A 20,045-nucleotide genomic window follows, 5' to 3' on the forward strand; every position below is an offset into this window, starting at 1 on the left:
GTTATAAAATCGGCTATTAACCCTCTGAAGCGGTGTTTCAGCTTGAACGTTAAAAACCCTGAGAATGCCGGTGAAATCAGCATTCTCAGGGTTTGTACTTAGATGTGAGCTGTTTAAAAAGGATGCAGGAGGGCTGGCCTCCTGCATGTTCTGTTATAACCGGTCTTTCTTTGCTGGATCTGTGATCTCGTCCTCTTCCATAGGCAGACCATCTGTTCTTTCGACATGAGCTTCTTCCCGTTTTACGGTATCGTGAATTTCTTCTGTATCTTCCACCTTACGTTTTCCAACGACGATTTCTTCTGTGACAACTGGTTTTTTGGTTACTTCTACCCGTTCTTCGGTGATAGGAATTCGAATACGGTCCTCGTCATCCACAATCGGAGCGGCATCTGCATCATTGGATTCTTCATAGACTGGACGGCGTTCCACATACACTTCCTCATGCTCCACATTCACATCGACGGTTCGATCCTCTTCTACGACGTCTTTTTCTACTTGAACCTCGCCGGTCTTTACTTTTTCTTTATCGACTTGTAATCTTTCTTCCCGGAGTTTTAAGCGCTGTTCTTCTGTCAGATTAGGGTCTGCATCCAGTTCGGGTACTCGGTCAGCTCTTACACCATCTACATGGCCGTCTGCTTTGGCTATGTTGACGCCGAGCGCGTTGGCTCCGAGGTTAGGGTCGGTTGCTTCATCTGTTAGGCGGCTAGGGTAATGCTGTTCATAGTCTTTATCCACATATAATAAGAGTTTTCCCGCTTCAATATCTTGATAGTAGCGCTCTGCTTCTTTATCGTTTAACCCCATATTTTTCAAGCCGCCGCGGACTTCATCCTCGCCTGATAAAAAGGCGATAAAGCGATCCCACCATGAAGCTCCGGCAGCTGATTCTGTCTCAATGCCTGTCCGTCCTCTGACCATTGATACCTGATCTTCATTTTTTGCTACTACATAAATATCATCTTCAGCATATCCTTTGTTTTTTAAATCTTCAATTTTTGGAATGACCTCTGACTGATTGTTAAATAGGCCAATAAGCTTTTTATTTTTATCCATTTTCGAACCTCCTGAAAAGATTTTTTATAAAAAAACTTGGTATATTTGTACCCGATGTGATATAATATAAACTTTTAAAAATGGCTGACTGGGTAGAACCAGTGGCTGGGGGTTACATCCATTTTCTTTCCGCTATATGCGCTCTTTCTTTTGCGGCAATTCATCGGCAACGAGCAAGATCAGTCCGTTTTCAATCTCTTGCTGATACGCATCCGCTTCCTTCTCGCTTAATCCAAAATCTACTAAATAATCTTTTGTCGGCTGGTTTTTCGTGAGCAGTGATTTGGCTTTTTCAATGATGCTCGGTTTGGCGGAAGTCACCTTGGCTCCAGATAGATTTTGCAGATTTACATAAAAGTCAGCATCTTTCGTAATGGCGTACAGCTGCTGATCTGCTTGACTGCTATGGACTTGCCATTCTTCAATTTTACGAATGACATCAATTTCTGTTTGAAACAAACCGATGATTCTTTTTCTTGTCATGGCGGTTTCCTCCTTGAACGGCTATTGTTTTTTTACCCTCTGCCGCGAGGGAAAAACATTAGTAAAGGGGATCGAGTGAATCTTCCAACAGAGCGAGGTTCTTTCCTCCCCTGATGGAAAGAAGAACGAGGCTTAGGCATCGCAGCATCCTGTTCAGCGCCTTTGTAAACGCACTTAGACGGCTGTTCCCATTCCTTTCTTGAAGGGGAAGATAAAAGGGAATGGGACGAGCATTGTCGAAGCCTTTAAGTGAATCATGAAAGGGGAGAGTGGAATGGAAGAAGTAAGAACGGCTGATTTATGTGATGAATTTGGCGGTCAAGTAAAAGTATGCAAGCTTGAACTCAAATCCTACGGAGGGAAAAAAAGATTCTCGGGGCCTGTTTCAACGGTGAAAGTGTTTGAGGATAATGTTCTTGTGAAATCTGCTTTGCAGACGATTCCGCGGGGACATGTACTTGTTGTGGATGGAGGAGGCTCGAGGAATTGCGCCCTTCTTGGCGACCGTTTAGGAGAAATAGCCGAAAAACGTCAAATTGCGGGCATGATCATTTACGGCTGCGTTCGCGATACCGCGGAGCTTGCTAAGCAGAATATTGGCGTCATGGCGCTCGGCAGCAATCCCTTAAAAAGCATCAAAAAAGGAGAGGGAGAAACAAACATCCTCGTTCAATTTGGCGATGTGGACTGGAAGCCGGGTCACTACGTATATGCGGATGAAGATGGCATCATCGTGGCGGAGAAGAAGTTAACCCTTTCAAAATAAACAACAAAAAGCGGTCCGAAAAGCAATATCCCAGCTCCAAAATGAAAAAAACCAAGAATGTGGCATTCAGCATTCTTGGTTTTTTCTTAAAGGCTTATTAGACAGCCTCTTGTATTGGAGAAGGCTGCTTCTACATGCTGCTTTTTCGATAAGAAGCGGGAGGCATCTTGCGGTACTTGAGTACAGCGCGCAGCTTTGGAAGAATGACCAGGGACAGGATAATAACGGCAATGTCGAGCGGCAAATAGGCGGCCATCCATGACCAGGCCACGAGATAACTGAAGCCTTCAGGTGCTTCAGCCCACCACGTAAAAGCCGCATACATCCAGTTGGTGCCAAGCATGTAGTTAATCAATAGACTAAGCAGTCCGGCGTACACATACATTATTTTCTGTCCGCCTTTCTCCAAGCACAGGCCCGCAGCAAACGCGACAAAAATGAAAGAAATAACAAAACCGAATGTCGGGCTGAGCAAGCTGGCAGGCCCGCCTTTAAATTGAGCGAATACGGGAGCGCCAGCCAATCCGATAAATAAATAAGCAGCCATAGACCAAGCGCCTAAGCGGCTGCCGAGAAGGCCGCCTGCTAAAACTGCAAAAAATAACTGCAGCGTAATCGGCACTCCGCCAATTGTTAAAAATGGTGACGCATTGGCTCCAACGGCCATTAAAGCAGCGAATAAAGCACAGAGTACCATTTCATTCGCTTTCATAAATGAGACCTCCTTCAGAAAATGAGAAAATAGGATTGTCTTATATTTTTTCATATGTTAACATCTTTGTAAATGAGGTTAACAAATAATTTGGTATTTTAGGAGGTGCAGCCGGATGTCTGGTTTTTTTATCACTGGAACAGATACGGATGCAGGAAAAACAATCGCGACGCTTTTACTGACCCATGCTTTATTAGAGAAGGGAGTGAAGGTAAGACCATATAAGCCCGTGCAAAGCGGGGCGGAAGAGAGGGACGGAAAGCTGGTGGCTCCGGATGCTGAGCTTTATAAGCTTTTGCCGGCGTTACATAACGAAGAACTGTCTTCATACTTATACAAAAAGGCCAGCTCTCCGCATCTGGCAGCTGAAAAGGAAGGGAGAGAAATTCCAGTTGATCGGATTTTGGAAGAAATAAACGAGCGGGCGAACGGCGAGCAATGGCTGCTTGTAGAAGGAGCCGGCGGACTGTATGTGCCGCTTAACCGCCGAGGATATTGCATGATTGATTTAATGGAAGCGCTGAAGTTTCCAGTCGTCGTGGCAGCAAGAGCCAGCCTTGGAACGATTAATCATGCCATGCTGACTGCAGAATCCTTAAAGAACAGAGGCCTGCGAATCGCCGGATTTATTTTATCAAGCACGGTGCCTGAGGATGAGGAGATTGAGAAAGACAGCCGGAGCATGATTGAACAGCTTTCGGGATTGCCGGTAATCGGCAAGATTCCTTATGTTGAAAACATTTCCGCTCGTCTCACGGATGAGGTATTTCGTTCCGCTATAGTAAGGGGTTGGAAAATAGGAAGGCTTCAGGAGGTTATGAACAGTGAACACACAGCGGCTTTATGATATCAGTAAAAACCATCTGTGGCTGCCTTTTACACAAATGAAGGATTATGAAGAAGAGCCGCTCATCATTGAGAGCGGAGAAGGCGTTGTGCTGAAGGATATTCACGGCAAGGAGTATTTGGATGGCTATTCTTCGCTTTGGCTGAATGTTCACGGTCACCGCCGCAAAGAAATCGATGAGGCCATTCAAATGCAGCTGCAGAAAATTGCCCATTCTACGCTGCTGGGAGCGGCGAACGTACCAGCTGTTGAGCTGGCGGAGAAGCTGGTTGAGATCACGCCGCCGAATCTGACTCGTGTATTTTATTCGGACAGCGGAGCGGAGTCTGTAGAAATTGCGATCAAGATGGCCTATCAATATTGGCAAAATATTGGGGAGTCCGGCAAGACGAAATTTGTCACAATGTCCAACGGCTACCATGGAGACACAGTGGGAGCGATCAGCGTGGGAGCCATTGATATTTATCATCGCGTGTACAGCTCGCTAATGTTTCAATCATATGCCGTAATGTTTCCATCAGCCTATCATCATCCTTCTGGAGACGAGGAGCAAGTGAAGCAAGAATCTCTTGCCGCCATACGTCAGCTGTTTGAAGACAAGCATCATGAAATTGCTGGTATGACCGTTGAATCCATGATGCAGGGAGCTGGCGGTATGAATACGATGCCGAAAGGGTACTTGAAAGAATTAGAAAAGCTTTGCCGGGAATTTGATATTTTATTTATAGTAGATGAGGTGGCGACAGGATTTGGACGCACCGGAAAGATGTTTGCCGTTGAACATGAAGGTGTTCAGCCGGATATTATGACGATTGCCAAAGGGATTACCGGCGGCTATTTGCCGGTTGCCGCTACGATGACAACGGAACCAATCTACCGTGCGTTCTATGCGGATTATGCGGAAATGAAGACGTTCTTCCATGGCCACTCTTATACAGGCAATCAGCTAGGCTGCGCAGCCGCTCTGGCCAATTTAGAAATCTTTGAAAAAGAGAAGCTTGTTGATCAGGCAGCTCAAAAAGCGGAATACGTAAAGAGCATTCTAGCTGAAATTGCTGAACTGCCGTTTGTCGGTGACATTCGTCAGCTCGGATTGATGTGCGGCATTGAATTAGTGCAGGACAAAGAAACGAAACAGCCTTTTCCAGCGGAGGATCGTGTCGCCTACAAGGCCACCTTGCGCATGCGGGAACTGGGAATGCTGACGCGGCCTCTTGGCGATGTGATTGTCTTTATGCCACCGCTGGTTACAAGCTATGAACAGCTGACACAAATGGGGAAAATAATGAAGCAGGCCATTTCAGAAATCCAATTAGTGGTGAAATAGAAAGAGCAGCGGACGTGTTTGAACGGCACCCCCAATTGTTAGACACAACGAACAATTGGAGGTGTAGTTTTTTTATGGCGAAATACTCAATAGAAACAAAATTAGCTGTCGTCAAAGGATACCTTGAAGAGTTTAAATCCTATGGGCAGCTAGAAGAGGAGACGGGTGGCTGAGCGGCAAATCCCGCCTCCTGCAAGCCCGATTCGTTCGGCCTAAAGGCACTGCAACAGGAGTGAGCCTTCCTTCTTTTTTTTAAAATAGCGGGGGATCATTATGTGAAGATGAACATATTTTCAGCTGAAAAGGAACAAAGTGTGTGAATCAGTAAAATAGCATGGAAGTCAGCGCTTTTTCGTGTATAATAAACGATAAAGAAAATAGCATACCGGATTAGGTGAAGCTTTTTTTAAGAAGGCTTCTTAAAAGGGCAAGCTGGTGCAAGTCCAGCACGGTCCCGCCACTGTAAGAAGGCATTGAGCCTGCCTTTAAGTCAGAAAACCTGCCTAATCGGCTGCACCGTGAACCTCGAGGATAGGGTGGTGTGACAGAGCGGAAACACGCTCTTTTTTCACTGCATCTCTTATTCTCGTAGAGGTGCTTTTTTATTTGCTAACTCAGGGGGAGAGAAGAAGGACATGAAAAAAGTATCTGCTTCAGTATTATCAGCAATTTTGGCAGCTGGCCTGCTTGCCGGCTGCGGAGGGGAAGAGGCTGCTCCGAAGAAAGAAGACAAAGCCAGCCCGAAAACGGAAGAACAAGCTGCTTCTTTTCCGGTAACAATTAAAGATGCGACAGGAAAAGAAGTAGTGATTGAAGAAGACCCTAAGCGAATCGTTTCATTGATTCCCAGCAACACTGAAATTGCGTATGAGCTGGGGGCGGGAGATGAAATCGTCGGCGTAACGGATCATGATAATTATCCGAAAGAAGTAACGAAAAAAGAAAAAGTCGGCGGACAAGAGTTTAATGTTGAGAAAATTATTGGGCTGAAGCCGGATCTCGTTTTGGCTCATGCTTCAGGGGCGCACAACTCGAAGGAAGGCTTAAAGCAGCTTGAAAATGCGAAGATCGACGTCCTCGTAGTCAACGACGCCCAAAACTTTGATGAGGTTTACGAATCCATTGACATGATCGGCCAAGCAACCGGCCAAACGAAAGAAGCGAAAGAGACTGTGCAAGACATGAAAGAAGATTTGGCGGAAGTAAAAGAGAAAGCGGACACTATTAAGGAAGGCGAGAAGAAGAGCGTATTTATAGAAGTATCGCCAGCTCCGAATATCTATACGCCAGGAAAAAACACATTTATGCATGAGATGCTTGAGCTGATCCAGGCGAAAAACGCGTCTGCCAATCAAGAGGGCTGGGGACAAATGACGGAAGAAGCGATTATTAAAAGCAACCCGGATGTCATTATTACAACCCACGGTTACTATACTAAAAAGCCGGTTGAGCAAGTATTAAGCCGCAAAGGCTGGGAGAACATTTCCGCAGTTAAGAACAAGGAAATTCATGATATTCAATCTGATCTGATCAACCGCACAGGTCCGCGTTTAGTAGAAGGAGTAGAGGAACTTGCAGAGGCCGTCTATCCTGAAGTTTTTAAAAAATAAATTTTCGGCTTATGTAATCGCTTGTGCCTTTTTGATCAGTGCTGTATTTGCCGGTATCTCGGTCGGAACGATTCATGTTCCGTTCCGGGATATCGCTTTCTTGTTATCTCACCATATGTTTGGCACATCCATCGCCAATGTGGATCCCATGTTTGATAATATCGTTTGGCAAATCCGTTTTCCAAGAGTGCTGCTGGCGGGGCTGGTCGGAGCTTCTTTAGCGGTGGCGGGAGCTGCGTTTCAAGGGCTGCTGCGCAACCCGCTGGCTGATCCTTATACGTTGGGCGTTTCATCTGGAGCCTCGGCAGGAGCTGTCTTGGTTTTATTCTTACATTTCCAGCTGCCTTGGATAGCGGATTTTACCTTGCCCGTCGTCAGCATTGCTGCGGCGTTGGCGACGATAGGTCTGGTCATTATGTTTGCACGCGCGATAGAAAGATCGCTGAAAGTGGAAACGATCATTTTGACGGGAATTATCGTCAGTTCCTTTCTTGGGGCGCTTATATCTTTGATGATAGCGCTCACAGGCGAAGAGCTGAGACAGATTATCGGCTGGCTGCTTGGAAGCGTGTCGATGAGAGGCTGGGGCTATATTCAGCTGATTGTTCCTTTTTTTCTAGTCGGGACTCTGCTGCTGTTTCTTCATGCAGCTGAATTGAATGCGATGTCGTTCGGGGAAGAAATGGCGCAGCATCTGGGCGTGAATGTCCGCCGGAAAAAAATGCTTATTTTGCTCTCCGGTGCAATTTTAACAGGTGCGGCTGTGGCTGTTTCAGGAACGATCGGCTTCGTTGGTCTCGTCGTACCCCACTTTATCCGGATTATATGGGGCCCGGATCACCGCCATTTGCTGCCTTTGTCGATGCTGACGGGTGCGGGCTTTTTAATTCTCACCGATTTACTTTCAAGGACGGTTATTTCACCGACAGAGCTGCCAATTGGCGTCATTACTTCGATTATCGGCGCTCCGGTATTTGGCGTAATTTTACTGAGAAAGCAAAGGAAAGGACGAAGAACAGCATGATACAAGTGAACCGCTTGACCGGGGGGTACGGGCATCAAAAAATTGTGCATAATCTCTCTTTCTCAGTTCGCAAAGGGGAGCTGTTCGGAATATTGGGGCCGAACGGCAGCGGAAAAACTACCGTAATGAAGATGGTAAGCGGGATTATGCCCATCCAGGGCGGCGAGGTGCTTCTGAAAGGCAAGAACCTCCAGGATTATACATCGAAAGAGCTGGCTCGAGTTGTCGCCGTACTGCCGCAAATGACAAGCCAGCATTTCTCGTACACGGTGAAGGAGACGGTATCGCTCGGGCGCTATGCTCACCAGAGCGGCTGGTTTCCGACATGGAAAGAGGAGGATGAACGCGCTGTTTTGCAGGCATTACAGCAAACGGGAACGGGCGGTTTCGCGAACGCTCGCCTTGATGAGCTTTCTGGAGGGGAACGCCAGCGGGTGTTTTTGGCACAAGCGCTGGCGCAGGAGCCGGAGATTTTGCTGTTGGATGAACCGACCAATCATTTGGATCTCTCCTATCAGAAGGATTTGCTTGACTTATTAAAAAAGATGGCAAGAGACCACCATCTGACGATTATTTCGATTTTTCATGATCTGAATTTAGCCTCTTTATACTGTGATCGCCTGCTGCTGATCGAGCAGGGGAAGATTCATAGAATGGGAAAGCCTAATCGCGTATTGAAAAGAGAGGCGATTCATGCCGTCTATCAAACGGATATTGATCAGCGGCCCCATCCGAAAGTTCCCAAGCCGCAATTGAGCATTACCCCAAAGCCAGCAGAAAAGGAACAGAGCGAGGCGAAAATCGGTGAAGCGTACATTCGGCAAAATGAGAAGTTCATCGCGCTGGAATCGCCGGTTTTATTAAAAACACTCTCCTCCGGCGTGACCGGAGCGGGATGGGGCTGGCACCGAAGCTTCGTGAACCGTCATGTAAGCCGCGACTATAATCCGGCGGATTGCAAGGAAGACATGGAGCAATTTTTGTCCGAGCATCATTTTGATCCTGATGAAACGGTTGGCATGATGACAGCTGTACAGCTTCAGCAAGCCGCGTTTCATTTGGCTGAGCAAGAGGGAGTTTCCGTTTTCTCCGCCGTCACCGCCGGAGCAGGCAACGCGGTTGATATCTCGCGGGCGAAGGAGCATCAGCAAGCCCATTTTCCCGGCACCATCAATATCTGGGTGTTTGTGAATGGATATTTAACCGAGGAAGCTTTCGTTCAGGCAATTATGACAGCAACCGAAGCGAAGGTGAAAGCGCTGCTGGATAAGAAAGTGAAGGATCCGTTAACTGGATCGCAAGCAACTGGAACCTCGACAGACAGCATAGTTATTGCCGCTACACAGCAGGGTGCCCAACAGGATTTTGCAGGCCCGATCACGCCTGCAGGACAAGCGATTGGGGAAGCTGTTTATGAAAGCACGATCCAAGCGCTTGAAAAGAATCTGTCGGAAAGGAGCCTGTTATGATTTATCATCTTATAGCAACAGCGCTTGCGGTTCTGATTGACCGCCTGGTAGGCGATCCGCCTCAATGGCCGCATCCGGTACGTTGGATTGGATCGCTGATTTCTTTTCTGGAGAAAAGTTGGAACAGAGGCGGCTGGCGCAAAGGAAAAGGCGCAGTCATGGTTTTATCGGTGGTCATAATCAGCGGCGGAATCAGCTATCTGCTGATCTTTCTCAGCTACGCTGTTCATCCGCTCTGGGGCGTGCTGGCGGAAGCCGCTGTTATTTCCGCAACGATCGCTTGCCGCAGCTTAAAGGAGGCGGGACTCAGTGTATATGAACCGCTCCACAGAGGGGATATAGCGGCGGCGAGAATGAAGCTTTCCTACATTGTCGGCCGCGACACGGATCAGCTCGATGAGGCGGAAATTACGAGAGGAGCGATTGAAACCGTGGCGGAAAACACGAGCGATGGGGTGACAGCGCCGCTTTTTTGGGCATTTTTGTTCGGTGGGGCTGGAGCAATGATGTACCGGGCGATCAACACATGCGATTCGATGGTTGGCTACAAAAATGACCGCTACGGCGAGTTCGGCTGGGCTTCCGCTAAGCTGGATGATCTTGTGAATTGGTTTCCAGCCCGCTTGACGGCTTGGCTAATGACTTGGTCATATCCAGAAAGCGAATATACGAGAAAGCAAGTTTGGTCGATTGTCCGGCGTGATGCAAGCAAGCACCCAAGTCCAAACAGCGGCTGGTGTGAAGCCGCGGTGGCTGCGCAATTGGGCATCGAGCTCGGCGGTGTGAACCTATATAAAGGACGGGTTTCTTCCCGGGCGAAAATGGGAGATCCGCTGAAGAAAAAAGAAGCAAAGGATATCCTTCGCGCCAATCAAATGATGCAGCGCTCCTCGATGCTCTTTTTACTGTGTATTTGGATAGGAGGATTACTGTATGAACTTGCCCGCACATGGCTCGAATCCGCATTATTTATATGAAACCATGAATCTGGCTCAGCCGAAGAACGTGATAGACTTCAGTGTGAATACGAATCCGTATGGTCCGCCGGATGAGCTCAAGAGGAAATGGCCGGAGTGGCTGGCCTACGCTGCTGATTATCCCGATCCTTTCGGTACAGCGCTCACCCGGCTGCTGGCTGTACAAAATCAGGTTACAGAAAAGCAGGTGCTGCTTGGAAATGGCGCGGCGGAGCTGATCCAAATTCTTGGACAGCATTTGCAAGGAAAGAAGGCAGTGATCGTTCAGCCGGCTTTTTCAGAATATGAGAGGGTATGCAAAGCCTATGGCTGCGAGGTTATACATATACGGGTGGATGAAAACGAAGGGCGCTTGCCCGTGGATGAGCTTGCTCAGGCGGCGGAAGCTGCCGATGCTCTGTTCTTATGCAACCCCAATAATCCCACAGGCCTCGTGTTTGCACGCCAAGACATCAGCGCGCTTCTCAAGCGTCTGGCGGCTTCTGAAACGCTCACCATTATCGATGAAGCTTTCTATGATTTTGCCGGGGAAGACAGCTATGCAGACAGCTTGAATCATTATCCGCAGCTTATCATTTTGCGCTCGCTGACAAAAATGTATGCAATTGCTGGACTGCGGATCGGTTATATGCTAGCTTCGCCTTCTTTGATTGCCCGCATGGCCCGTTTTCGTCCGCATTGGAATATCAATGCCATAGCGCTTGCCGCGGCGGAGACCATTGTAACTAACGCTTCTTTCGTGAAACACTCGCGCAAGCTGATTCAGCAGGAGCGGCTACAGATGTTTGAATTTTTAGAGAAAGAAGGATTCCGTTACACAAAGTCCTCGGTCAATTTTTATTTGCTGCGCGACCCGCAAATCCATGATCAGCGTCCGCTGCTGGCATTCTTACTGACTAAAGGGCTGGTGCTTCGCCATACATACAATTATCCCACGCTCGGCGGCACATGGCTGCGGGCAGCGGTGCGGACGCCAACGGAAAATCAAGTATTGAAAGAGGCGTTGAAACAATGGAGAACAAAAAGCTGACATTCATAACAGGGGGAGTTCGCAGCGGGAAAAGCCGTTTGGCAGAGGAGAAAGCGATCGAAAAAGCGGCTCAATCCGGCGGGGGGCTGCATTATATTGCATGCGGACAAGTTACGGATGCGGAAATGGCTGAGCGCGTGCGCAGGCATCAGAGGCAAAGGGCGGAAGGAGAGGCTGCTTGGATGACGTGGGAACAGCCTGTGCAGTTAGATAAAATCGCTTCGAAATTTTCCAAAGGAGACGTGATATTATTAGATTGTTTAACGACCTTAGTCACAAATGAATGGTTTTTAAGCAGCGGTGATGAACAGAGATGGGAGCATCCCGCCTATCATCAGGAAGTCAAGGAACGGGTGCTTCAAGAGATTGAGGCTCTTCTAGCAACGGGCGCTTCTGTCATTATCGTTTCCAATGAGCTGGTCTTTGAACCGCTGGTCTCTGCGCTTGTGTTCTATTATGCGAAAGTGTTAGGAGAACTGCATCAGCAGCTAGTCAAGGCAGCGGAAGAAGCGGTGCTTGTAGAGCATGGGCTGCCGCAAATATGGAAAGGGGGAGGGCTTCGATGAGAGGAGTGATGTTTCAAGGCACAGCTTCGGATGTCGGCAAGAGTTTAATTGCGACTGCTTTTTGCCGACTGCTCGTTCAAAAGGGCTTCAAGCCGGCGCCGTTTAAGTCACAAAATGTTTCGAATAATTCTTATGTAACGGCAGACGGCAAGGAGATCGGCCGGGCTCAGGGGCTGCAGGCAGAGGCTTGCGGGCTGGAGGCGCTGCCAGTGATGAACCCGATTCTGCTTAAGCCTTCAGGCTCGGGGCAATCGGAAGTGGTCTTGATGGGTGAGCGTCAAGATACAATTTCAGGAATGGCTTACCGCGACCGGTATTATGAGTCGGCGATTGAATGGATTGGCGCTTCGTTGGAGCAGCTCAGCCGCATAGCGGATACGATCATCATTGAAGGAGCCGGAAGTCCGGTAGAGATGAACTTAAAGCAGAAGGAAGTTGTCAATATGAAAGTGGCTGAGCTGGCGGATGTTCCTGTCATCTTAGTCGCGGATATCCATCGAGGCGGACTTTTTGCCAGTGTAGTAGGTACGCTGGAGCTGCTTGAGGCGCAGGAAAGAGAGCGGGTTAAAGGCATTATCGTCAATAAATTCAGAGGAGATCCCGCCCTGTTTAAAGAGGGCGTTCAGTGGTTAGAGAAACGAACCGGCATTCCAGTTCTCGCGGTGCTCCCTTATATCGATCATCAGCTGGAGGGGGAAGATTCCTTGTCGCTGGCGGAACGCTTCTCTTCCTATGAGAAGAAGGATATAGACATTGCTGCGATTAAGCTGCCGTACCTTTCGAATTACAGTGATATGGAGCCTTTTTTGGCGGAGAAGGATACGGCGGTTCGCTGGGTCGAGCGGGCGGAAGAATTAGGCTGTCCGGATGCGGTCGTATTGCCGGGAACGAAAAGCACATTCCATGATTTGCGTTTTTTGAAAACGAGCGGTTTAGCCGAAAGGATCATTCAATATGTTGAGCAGGGAGGAACAATCGCAGGACTTTGCGGCGGCTATCAGCTGCTTGGGCGAACGCTGACAGACCCTCACGGATATGATTCGGGAACGGCCAATTCTTCCGCTAAAGGCCTGGGCTTAATCCCCGGTGATACCTGTTTCTTCGATAAAAAGACCACGAAGCGCCTCGCAGGGAGGCTGGCGGAACAGCCGGAAATCTACTTGAACGGCTATGAAATTCATATCGGGCAAACAAAGCTGGAGGAATCTTCTCCTTTCATTCGGAAAGAGGATGGAGGAGAAGAGGGGTATTATGCGCGGAATGGTCGGGTGATCGGAACATACATGCATCACTTATTCCACAATGACGCTTGGCGTTCAGAGTGGCTGAACCGGATGCGGCGAAAGAAGGGCCTTCCTCTTCGGCAGGTCAATCGCTTGGAACAAAAGCAAAAGGTCTTTGACCAATTAGCTGGCCATTTGGAGCGGTATTTAGATTGGAAGCAGTTTTTGAAAATTCTTCGGATGAGTGAAAGGAAAACAGGACAATGAAAGGGAAAACGTATATAAATGGACTCTTGCTGAGTCTTCAGTTTTTTACGACGCTGCCGATTCGCCGGGAGCTGCCAATGGACGCTGTTCATTTGCGCGCCGCTTTGCGAATGTTTCCGCTTTTTGGCCTGTTGAAAGGCGCTGTCTATGGAGGCGCCTTCTATTTACTGTTGGAATGGTCGCCGCTCACCGTTCTCGGCAACGCCTTTTTATTATGGCTGCTGCCAATTATATGGACGGGGGGCCTTCATTTAGACGGCTGGATTGATACGAGCGATGCCTTTTTTTCTTATCGTGACCGCAAACGCCGGCTCGAAATCCTAAAGGATCCCCGCGTGGGAGCTTTCGGTGTGCTGTCATTGATCGTGCTGCTTGCGGCGCGCTTTATTTTTCTCTATGAAACGGTTGCTTTGGCCGACAGCCGGATCGCCTTCATTCTCATGCTGATCCCTTTTTACAGTCAAACGATTACGGGTTTATTAATCAATGGAGTTCCCCCGGCCAAGCAGGAAGGAATCGCTTATTATTTCCAAAAAGGGAAAGATTCAAGCTTAATGATTCGGTACCTTGGCTGGCTGCTGGCAGCGGCGGCCATCTTGGTGATGACCGGCTGGACGATTGGCTTGTTTCTTCTTTTCACCGCGGCGTCTGGAGCTTTTATGCTGTTTATGAGACGAAGTATAATGAAGAACTTTGGTGGGATTACTGGAGACTTGCTCGGAGCGGGTATAGAAGGGGTGGAAACATATTTATGGATGATTGTGTGGTTATTGGTCTCTACCGGCATGGAATAACAACGGCTAATGAGAAGCGGGCTTATTGCGGGTGGGCCGATGCTCCCTTGAGTGAACGAGGAAAAGAAGACTTGCGGGCGATCCAGCCGTTTTTGCCTGACTATGAAACGGTGATTGCCAGCGATTTAAAGCGGTGCGCGGATACGGCCAGCCTTCTTTTTCCGGAAGCGAAAGTCGAGCTATGGAAAGGATTCCGGGAAATGAATTTCGGGCTTTGGGAAGGAAAGGTGCATCACGAGCTTGAACATCTGGCGGAATACAGAGCATGGGTGAATGATCCTTTTTCCAGCCTGGTGCCTCAAGGGGAAAGCTATCAGCAATTCGGCCGGCGGGTCCGCTCGGCTTGGAGGCAGTGGCTGGCCTTTATGGATAGGAAGCAAATGAAGCGGGGAGCCATTGTCACTCACGGCGGAGTCATCCGTTACTTGTTGAGCGAAGCGGCTCCGGAACGGAAATCTTTTTGGGACTGGAAGGTGGAAAACGGCCGAGGATATGAACTGACGGCTTCGCTGTCATCATTAAGGAGGGGAGAGCGATGCATCTCATTACAGGCGGTGCCTTCAACGGAAAGAAGAAATGGGTGATCGCAGCCTATCAATTAGATGCGATTCCTCATCTGTGGCATTCTTTTTACAAAGAAGGCAAGCTGCCGGAATGGACGGAGGATACGGTCATCCTGGAAGGAATGGAACGGTATGTCCGCCGGCTGCTGGATGGGGAGGATACGCCGGATGCGGTTCGAAGTTGCTGGAAAGCAGAGCTGGAAAGTTGGGTTGCTTGGGAATCTCAGCGTTCTGAACGCCGGCTGATTCTGATTGGAACGGATATAACGAAGGGCATTGTGCCAGCCAATGCCTTTGACAGAAAATGGCGGGACGCGGCCGGCTGGTGCTTTCAAGAGGCGGCTGCTCAAGCAGAACGGGTGATTTCCATTTGGTACGGCTTACCGCAAAGGCTTAAATAAAAGGAGGAGCAAATCATGAGATTATATACGAGAACGGGAGACAAAGGCAAAACGAGCATTATCGGTGGACGGGTCGATAAAGATGATTGGCGCGTGGAAGCGTATGGTACAGTGGATGAAGCCAACTGTTTTGTAGGTCAAGCGATGGCGGAATTAGATCCGCAACTTTTTAAGGATGTGTTAGCAGATCTCGAAAAGGTGCAGCATGAATTGTTTGACTGCGGCGGTGATTTAGCTACTGTTTCCGGTGCCAGAGGCTGGAAGCTCCAGCCTGAAGCTGTTGAGGAACTGGAGAAGAGGATCGACGAGTATATCCAAGAAGCTCCGAAGCTGGAGCGCTTCATTTTGCCTGGCGGGTCGAAAGCATCCAGCTCCATTCACATTGCCCGAACCGTTACGCGCCGGGCTGAACGCCTAGTTGTGAAACTGATGAAAGCCGAGGAAGATATTCATCCTGTCACTTTGCAATACTTGAACCGCTTGTCCGACTTTTTCTTTGCTTTGGCTCGCGTCATTAATGCGCGTCTGGGCGTTAAAGATGTTGAATATGTGAGAAGCGCCAAAGTCTTCCGCGAGGGCAAGCGTTTGGAGGATCAACAATAAATGGACAAAAGCGGCAGTTTGTTTTCTCTTCCCAGCTGTCAGCCAGAGTGAGACCGCTGCGCTGTTTATTCTGCTTCAAGAAGAGAGAGAATTGGAGGACATGTTATCTAAAGGAACCAATCCGTTTGCGCCAGCAAGATGCTGGTGAAAAAAGTGCGGCAATATTCGCCTTTGTTCTTCTTTTGATCAGCGGGGGATGAAAGAACCCCTGCTGTTTGAAGATTCACTTAAAAAAAATGATAAATGGGGAGAAGTGAAAGCATGAATCGCGATGTTCTAATGCTGCCGCTTGATGGCGGAGGCCAGCTTATTGTAGCGGCAGATAATAGCGGGGCTATCGGTGAAAAGGAGGCGGATGCTGTTCAGGTTTCCTATGAAATAGTTGGCTATTACAGCTTTCGCGTTGCCGTGATGGAATGCCTCGCAGCAGGCGCTGAACCGTTCGCCTGTGTCATTCAGAATTTCTCTGGGGACGATGCTTGGGCGGGTTTGCAAAAAGGAGCCCGCCAAGCAGCAGAGGAAGCCGGCCTTACAAATTTGGCGATTACCGGCAGCACGGAAAGCAACTTCACTATGAGTCAATCCGCTACCGGCATTGTCCTTTTAGGAAAGAAGGAGCAGGAAGAGGGAGATTGTTTGGGGGATGAACTCCGCTATGCCGTGATCGGCCAGCCCCTCGTCGGCCAGGAGGTTCTAGCCCAGCCCGAACAAGTTGCTCCGCTTCCGCTATTTCGGCAAGTACTTGCCGCAGAAGGCGTGCGAGCGGTGCTTCCGGCAGGCTCCAAAGGGGTTCTGCATGAAATCCGCCAACTGCTGGGAAGACACGAGCTTACCGCAGAGCAAATTCAATGTGCAGTAAATGTGGACAAGACTGCCGGACCAAGCACATGCTTTGTGGTTGGATTTGAAGCAGACCAGGCTCATACGATTCGCCAACTATGCGGCGACCTATATCATGAACTGAAGGTAAACGATTAATAAAAGAAACTTCCGTCTTATAGATGAAATAAAGGTCGGGAATTCAGGTGAGGAAGAATGATGAAGCAAGTCGGTCTAGTATTAGAGGGCGGAGGGATGCGCGGGCTTTATACAGCCGGGGTGCTGGAATATTTTTTAGAGCGGGAATTGTATTTTCCCTATACAATCGGTGTCTCGGCAGGGGCTTGTATGGCGGCCACTTACGCTTCGAGACAAAAAGGAAGAAATGCGTATGTGAATATTGAGCTTGCTCAAGATCCCCGTTTTGTATCCTTTCGCAATTTCCTTCGAAATAGAGAAATATTCGGCATGGATTTTTTGTTTGATGAGATTCCCAATGCTTTGTCGCCGTTTGATTTTCAAACTTTTCAACAGTCAGAAGGGCAGTTTTGGGTAGGGGCGACGGATTGCTTAACAGGAGAAGCGGTTTATTACAACAAGCAAGAGCACGGCAAGGATATCTTAACAATTATTCGCGCTTCCAGCTCCTTGCCTTTTATCGCATCGCCTGTGAAGTATCATGGCAGATGGCTGCTGGACGGAGGCATTGCCGATCCGATTCCGCTGAAAAAATCGTTGGAAGATGGCATGGACAAAAGCATTGTAGTAATGACAAAGCCCAAGCGTATGAAACGGCCCCCAAGTAAATGGGCTCAAAGAGTGAATCGATTATACCGCCAATTTCCCGTTATTGCCGCTAAATTAAATGAGCATTACCAAATATATAATCAATCCTTAACATACTTGAGCAAAGAGAGTCAATGGGGGAGAGCATACGTCATTCAGCCGAGCGTTGATCTGCCTGTGAGCCGGATTGAGAGAAAGAAATATCGCCTTCAGGAGTTATACGACCTTGGCTACCATGATGCGAAAGCTCAATTTAGCGAGATGATGAATTGGATGAATCAATGAATAAAGTTTGCTTTTAAGATGCCGGCAGATCGCCTTGAATGGAGCGGAAAAGCAAAAGTCTGAGAGATCCCGGCACGTGCATGTACGATGCCAGCCTTAATTCTTCTTTTCAGCAGCGGGAGAAAAGCACCCGCTGCTTGAAAAATTATTTTATCCGCCGGTGAGCCGCTAAGCCCAGAAGCGATGCGCTAGGAAAAGGAAGTCTCTTTCGGAAAAAGATGAAACATGTATTAAAGGCATTCGGCTGGCGTGGCCGGCAGAAGACTTTTTCAAGCTGGAGGGACTAAGGGTCTTAGCTGGATAAAAACCCCGAGAATGCGATAAGATCAACATTCTCGGGGTTTGCATTTTGAGGTGTTTGACTCAAAAAGGACTTATTAGATAGTCCATTTCATTCTTTATTTACCAGCGGCTTCATAGCCGTTGATTACTTGATCAAGCTTGCCGCTTTCAGGGTTAATCACAAGTCCGTGCACTGGAATGGTGTCGAGCATCAGCGGATGACTTTTGACCATGCTGACGCTGTGCTTCACGCTTTCTTCGACGCTTTCAAAGCCTTGCAGCCAAGAATCAACATCAATTCCGGCATGTCTTATCGTCTCAATTGTTTCTTCTTTCACACCGCGCTCTTTCATGGCGCTTAATATATCCTCGCTCTTTAAGGAGCTCATGCCGCAATCATGGTGACCGACGATGATGACTTCATCAGCCTGCAATTGATAAACCGCAACCAGCAAGCTGCGCATGATGCTCCCGAACGGATGGTTGACGATGGCTCCGGCATTGCGGACAATTTTGACATCGCCGTTTTTGAAGTTCATCGCTTTTGTGACAAGTTCGACTAAACGGGTATCCATGCAAGTCAGGATAACTACACGCTTATCCGGAAATTTCCCCGTTGTGAATTCCTCGTACTTCTTGCTGGCTACAAACTTTTCATTATATGATAAAATCTCTTCTAATAATGTCATTTTTTCATTCTCCTTTCCTCATTATTTTACATGATTATTCGGAAAATGAGAATTTTGAATTAAAGAAAGCTGGAAATTTTCTGGATTTGGCAGTCGAGTTCGTCCATGGGAATGAAGCGGGCTTTACGAAACATTTCTTTTCCATTCGCGAAAAAAATAACCGCAGGAATCGTAAACACTGAGAATTCACCTGCGATTTCGGGCATTTCATCGGCATTAACATGGTACGCTTGGACGCGCGGATAGCGGGTTAAAAGCTGCTCCACTTGCGGCAATACGGCATGACAAACCGAACAGCTCGGACGTGAAATATATAATAAAGCCAGTTTATCATCAGCAAGCTGCTGCCGTAGAACAGATAATGACGACATTCTTTTCAAAGGTATGACCTCCTTTTTATTATGTATTTTACCAGTGGGGGTATAATTATTCAACCATTGTGCAAGAGGGACGTTCGCTTTATAATAACTAAAGTAAAGGGGGAGACCAACATGGCTGGAAGAAAAGAAGAAGAATTAAAAGACATTACCCTGTTAGGTAATCAAGGGACAAAATATACATTTTCCTATGATCCATCTATACTCGAAACTTTCGAAAACAAACATCAGCAGCGGGATTACTTTGTGAAGTTCAATTGCCCGGAATTTACAAGCCTTTGTCCAATGACTGGGCAGCCTGACTTTGCAACAATTTATATTAGCTATATCCCGGATGTGAAAATGGTAGAAAGCAAATCATTAAAGCTGTACCTCTTTAGTTTCCGCAACCACGGCGACTTCCACGAGGACTGCATGAACATTATCATGAATGACCTGATTGAACTGATGGACCCTCGCTACATTGAAGTATGGGGCAAATTCACGCCGCGTGGCGGGATTTCCATCGACCCATACACAAACTACGGGAAGCCGGGCACGAAATATGAGAAAATGGCCGAGTACCGCATGATGAACCATGACTTGTATCCGGAAACCATTGATAATCGATAATGAAAAAAAGCTGAAATGTGAAGTGGTGCATCCAACATTTCAGCTTTTTCCTTTCCCTCTAAAAGAAGGAGGCTTATACAGGATCATCACAACAGCTAAAGTGACCTATATTGCGGTTAGTTAACTCAGCTACAAATTCTCATTTTGCTGTCCGATTTCTTTGCTTGCCAGCAATTCGTTGGCATCTTTTAAATTTTCATACTGATCAATGGAGTCACCGTGAGATTTTTTTACGTCAGAATGGATGTTCATCGTAGGATTATTGGTGTGAATCTTCTTCATCAGATCATCTCCTTTAAGACTAGTGTAAGCTCTGCGGTCAGTTCCTATTCACATGCCTGGGCAAACGCTGATATGCATGGCTTTTCTCTCTTATGAACGGTCTTTCCCTAGGGAGACAAAAGCAGCCAATCCCGTTTTTTCACTAAAAGCGCGCCGATAAAGTTCTTTTGGGCTTTATCGGCGCGCTGAAGG

23 protein-coding genes and 1 riboswitch are annotated in these 20,045 nt (G+C 47.9%); of the genes, 17 read left to right on the plus strand and 6 right to left on the minus strand.

Annotated elements, in window-relative coordinates:
- Positions 1-153 precede the first annotated feature (153 nt).
- Both CEF20_RS02440 and CEF20_RS02445 read right to left on the minus strand, forming a co-directional pair.
- Positions 154-1,059, minus strand: coding sequence for a YsnF/AvaK domain-containing protein (locus CEF20_RS02440; protein WP_100330337.1), 906 nt, complete (start codon positions 1,057-1,059; stop codon positions 154-156).
- A 132-nt stretch (positions 1,060-1,191) separates the two neighbouring features.
- Positions 1,192-1,542: a general stress protein gene (locus CEF20_RS02445; protein ID WP_100330338.1), complete on the minus strand. Its 351-nt coding sequence runs from the start codon at positions 1,540-1,542 to the stop codon at positions 1,192-1,194.
- Between the two features lie 274 nt (positions 1,543-1,816).
- Here CEF20_RS02445 and rraA point away from each other — a divergent pair, with 274 nt between their 5' ends.
- Complete coding sequence (gene rraA / locus CEF20_RS02450; protein ID WP_100330339.1) at positions 1,817-2,308, plus strand: ribonuclease E activity regulator RraA; 492 nt, start codon at positions 1,817-1,819, stop codon at positions 2,306-2,308.
- A gap of 130 nt (positions 2,309-2,438) precedes the next feature.
- On the opposite strand, the gene CEF20_RS02455 is transcribed toward rraA, so the two are convergent.
- Complete coding sequence (locus CEF20_RS02455; protein WP_100330340.1) at positions 2,439-3,020, minus strand: biotin transporter BioY; 582 nt, start codon at positions 3,018-3,020, stop codon at positions 2,439-2,441.
- A gap of 115 nt (positions 3,021-3,135) precedes the next feature.
- Here CEF20_RS02455 and bioD point away from each other — a divergent pair, with 115 nt between their 5' ends.
- The 15 genes from bioD (at position 3,136) to CEF20_RS02530 (ending at position 17,611) form a co-directional block, all read left to right on the plus strand.
- Entirely contained in the window at positions 3,136-3,867 is a 732-nt protein-coding gene (gene bioD, locus CEF20_RS02460; protein ID WP_100330341.1) for a dethiobiotin synthase, read from the plus strand.
- A gap of 37 nt (positions 3,868-3,904) precedes the next feature.
- Entirely contained in the window at positions 3,905-5,194 is a 1,290-nt protein-coding gene (bioA, locus tag CEF20_RS02465; protein ID WP_232713456.1) for an adenosylmethionine--8-amino-7-oxononanoate transaminase, read from the plus strand.
- Between the two features lie 375 nt (positions 5,195-5,569).
- A riboswitch (cobalamin riboswitch) is annotated at positions 5,570-5,715 on the plus strand.
- A gap of 114 nt (positions 5,716-5,829) precedes the next feature.
- Positions 5,830-6,804 carry an ABC transporter substrate-binding protein gene (locus CEF20_RS02470; RefSeq protein ID WP_100330343.1) on the plus strand — a complete coding sequence of 325 codons (975 nt, stop codon included), beginning with the start codon at positions 5,830-5,832 and terminating at the stop codon, positions 6,802-6,804.
- Positions 6,767-7,828 carry a FecCD family ABC transporter permease gene (locus CEF20_RS02475; RefSeq protein ID WP_100330344.1) on the plus strand — a complete coding sequence of 354 codons (1,062 nt, stop codon included), beginning with the start codon at positions 6,767-6,769 and terminating at the stop codon, positions 7,826-7,828. Before CEF20_RS02470 ends, CEF20_RS02475 begins: the two co-directional genes overlap by 38 nt.
- Positions 7,825-9,297 carry an adenosylcobinamide amidohydrolase gene (locus tag CEF20_RS02480; protein ID WP_100330345.1) on the plus strand — a complete coding sequence of 491 codons (1,473 nt, stop codon included), beginning with the start codon at positions 7,825-7,827 and terminating at the stop codon, positions 9,295-9,297. Before CEF20_RS02475 ends, CEF20_RS02480 begins: the two co-directional genes overlap by 4 nt.
- Entirely contained in the window at positions 9,294-10,274 is a 981-nt protein-coding gene (cbiB, locus tag CEF20_RS02485; protein WP_100330346.1) for an adenosylcobinamide-phosphate synthase CbiB, read from the plus strand. Before CEF20_RS02480 ends, cbiB begins: the two co-directional genes overlap by 4 nt.
- Positions 10,231-11,304 (plus strand): threonine-phosphate decarboxylase CobD, encoded by a 1,074-nt coding sequence (cobD, locus tag CEF20_RS02490; protein ID WP_100330347.1) that lies wholly within the window; start codon positions 10,231-10,233, stop codon positions 11,302-11,304. The genes cbiB and cobD overlap by 44 nt, the downstream gene beginning before the upstream one ends.
- Positions 11,286-11,870, plus strand: coding sequence for a bifunctional adenosylcobinamide kinase/adenosylcobinamide-phosphate guanylyltransferase (locus CEF20_RS02495; RefSeq protein WP_100330348.1), 585 nt, complete (start codon positions 11,286-11,288; stop codon positions 11,868-11,870). Before cobD ends, CEF20_RS02495 begins: the two co-directional genes overlap by 19 nt.
- Positions 11,867-13,360, plus strand: a complete 1,494-nt coding sequence (locus CEF20_RS02500; RefSeq protein WP_100330349.1) for a cobyric acid synthase — start codon at positions 11,867-11,869, stop codon at positions 13,358-13,360. Before CEF20_RS02495 ends, CEF20_RS02500 begins: the two co-directional genes overlap by 4 nt.
- Complete coding sequence (gene cobS / locus CEF20_RS02505) at positions 13,357-14,154, plus strand: adenosylcobinamide-GDP ribazoletransferase (protein WP_100330350.1); 798 nt, start codon at positions 13,357-13,359, stop codon at positions 14,152-14,154. Before CEF20_RS02500 ends, cobS begins: the two co-directional genes overlap by 4 nt.
- Entirely contained in the window at positions 14,112-14,738 is a 627-nt protein-coding gene (locus CEF20_RS02510; RefSeq protein ID WP_100330351.1) for a histidine phosphatase family protein, read from the plus strand. Before cobS ends, CEF20_RS02510 begins: the two co-directional genes overlap by 43 nt.
- Positions 14,690-15,118 carry a bifunctional adenosylcobinamide kinase/adenosylcobinamide-phosphate guanylyltransferase gene (locus CEF20_RS02515; protein ID WP_100330352.1) on the plus strand — a complete coding sequence of 143 codons (429 nt, stop codon included), beginning with the start codon at positions 14,690-14,692 and terminating at the stop codon, positions 15,116-15,118. Before CEF20_RS02510 ends, CEF20_RS02515 begins: the two co-directional genes overlap by 49 nt.
- A gap of 15 nt (positions 15,119-15,133) precedes the next feature.
- Positions 15,134-15,721, plus strand: a complete 588-nt coding sequence (locus tag CEF20_RS02520; RefSeq protein WP_100330353.1) for a cob(I)yrinic acid a,c-diamide adenosyltransferase — start codon at positions 15,134-15,136, stop codon at positions 15,719-15,721.
- A 261-nt stretch (positions 15,722-15,982) separates the two neighbouring features.
- Complete coding sequence (locus tag CEF20_RS02525; protein WP_100330354.1) at positions 15,983-16,699, plus strand: ATP-binding protein; 717 nt, start codon at positions 15,983-15,985, stop codon at positions 16,697-16,699.
- A gap of 60 nt (positions 16,700-16,759) precedes the next feature.
- Positions 16,760-17,611 carry a patatin-like phospholipase family protein gene (locus tag CEF20_RS02530; protein ID WP_100331976.1) on the plus strand — a complete coding sequence of 284 codons (852 nt, stop codon included), beginning with the start codon at positions 16,760-16,762 and terminating at the stop codon, positions 17,609-17,611.
- Positions 17,612-18,009: 398 nt separating this feature from the next.
- On the opposite strand, the gene CEF20_RS02535 is transcribed toward CEF20_RS02530, so the two are convergent.
- Positions 18,010-18,582, minus strand: a complete 573-nt coding sequence (locus tag CEF20_RS02535; protein ID WP_100330355.1) for a beta-class carbonic anhydrase — start codon at positions 18,580-18,582, stop codon at positions 18,010-18,012.
- Between the two features lie 59 nt (positions 18,583-18,641).
- The gene (locus CEF20_RS02540) at positions 18,642-18,953 is read right to left on the minus strand and encodes a thioredoxin family protein (RefSeq protein WP_100331977.1); all 312 of its coding nucleotides are present in this window, start codon (positions 18,951-18,953) and stop codon (positions 18,642-18,644) included.
- A gap of 120 nt (positions 18,954-19,073) precedes the next feature.
- Between CEF20_RS02540 and queF the strand changes: the two genes are divergently transcribed.
- Positions 19,074-19,571 carry a preQ(1) synthase gene (gene queF, locus CEF20_RS02545; protein ID WP_100330356.1) on the plus strand — a complete coding sequence of 166 codons (498 nt, stop codon included), beginning with the start codon at positions 19,074-19,076 and terminating at the stop codon, positions 19,569-19,571.
- A gap of 129 nt (positions 19,572-19,700) precedes the next feature.
- On the opposite strand, the gene CEF20_RS16795 is transcribed toward queF, so the two are convergent.
- A complete protein-coding gene (locus CEF20_RS16795) occupies positions 19,701-19,853 on the minus strand; it encodes a hypothetical protein (protein ID WP_198508513.1) in 153 nt (50 codons plus the stop codon).
- Between the last annotated feature and the right edge of the window lie 192 nt (positions 19,854-20,045).

Source organism: Bacillus xiapuensis, assembly GCF_002797355.1.
In the GTDB taxonomy this organism is placed as follows: Bacteria; Bacillota; Bacilli; order Bacillales; family Domibacillaceae; genus Bacillus_CE; species Bacillus_CE xiapuensis.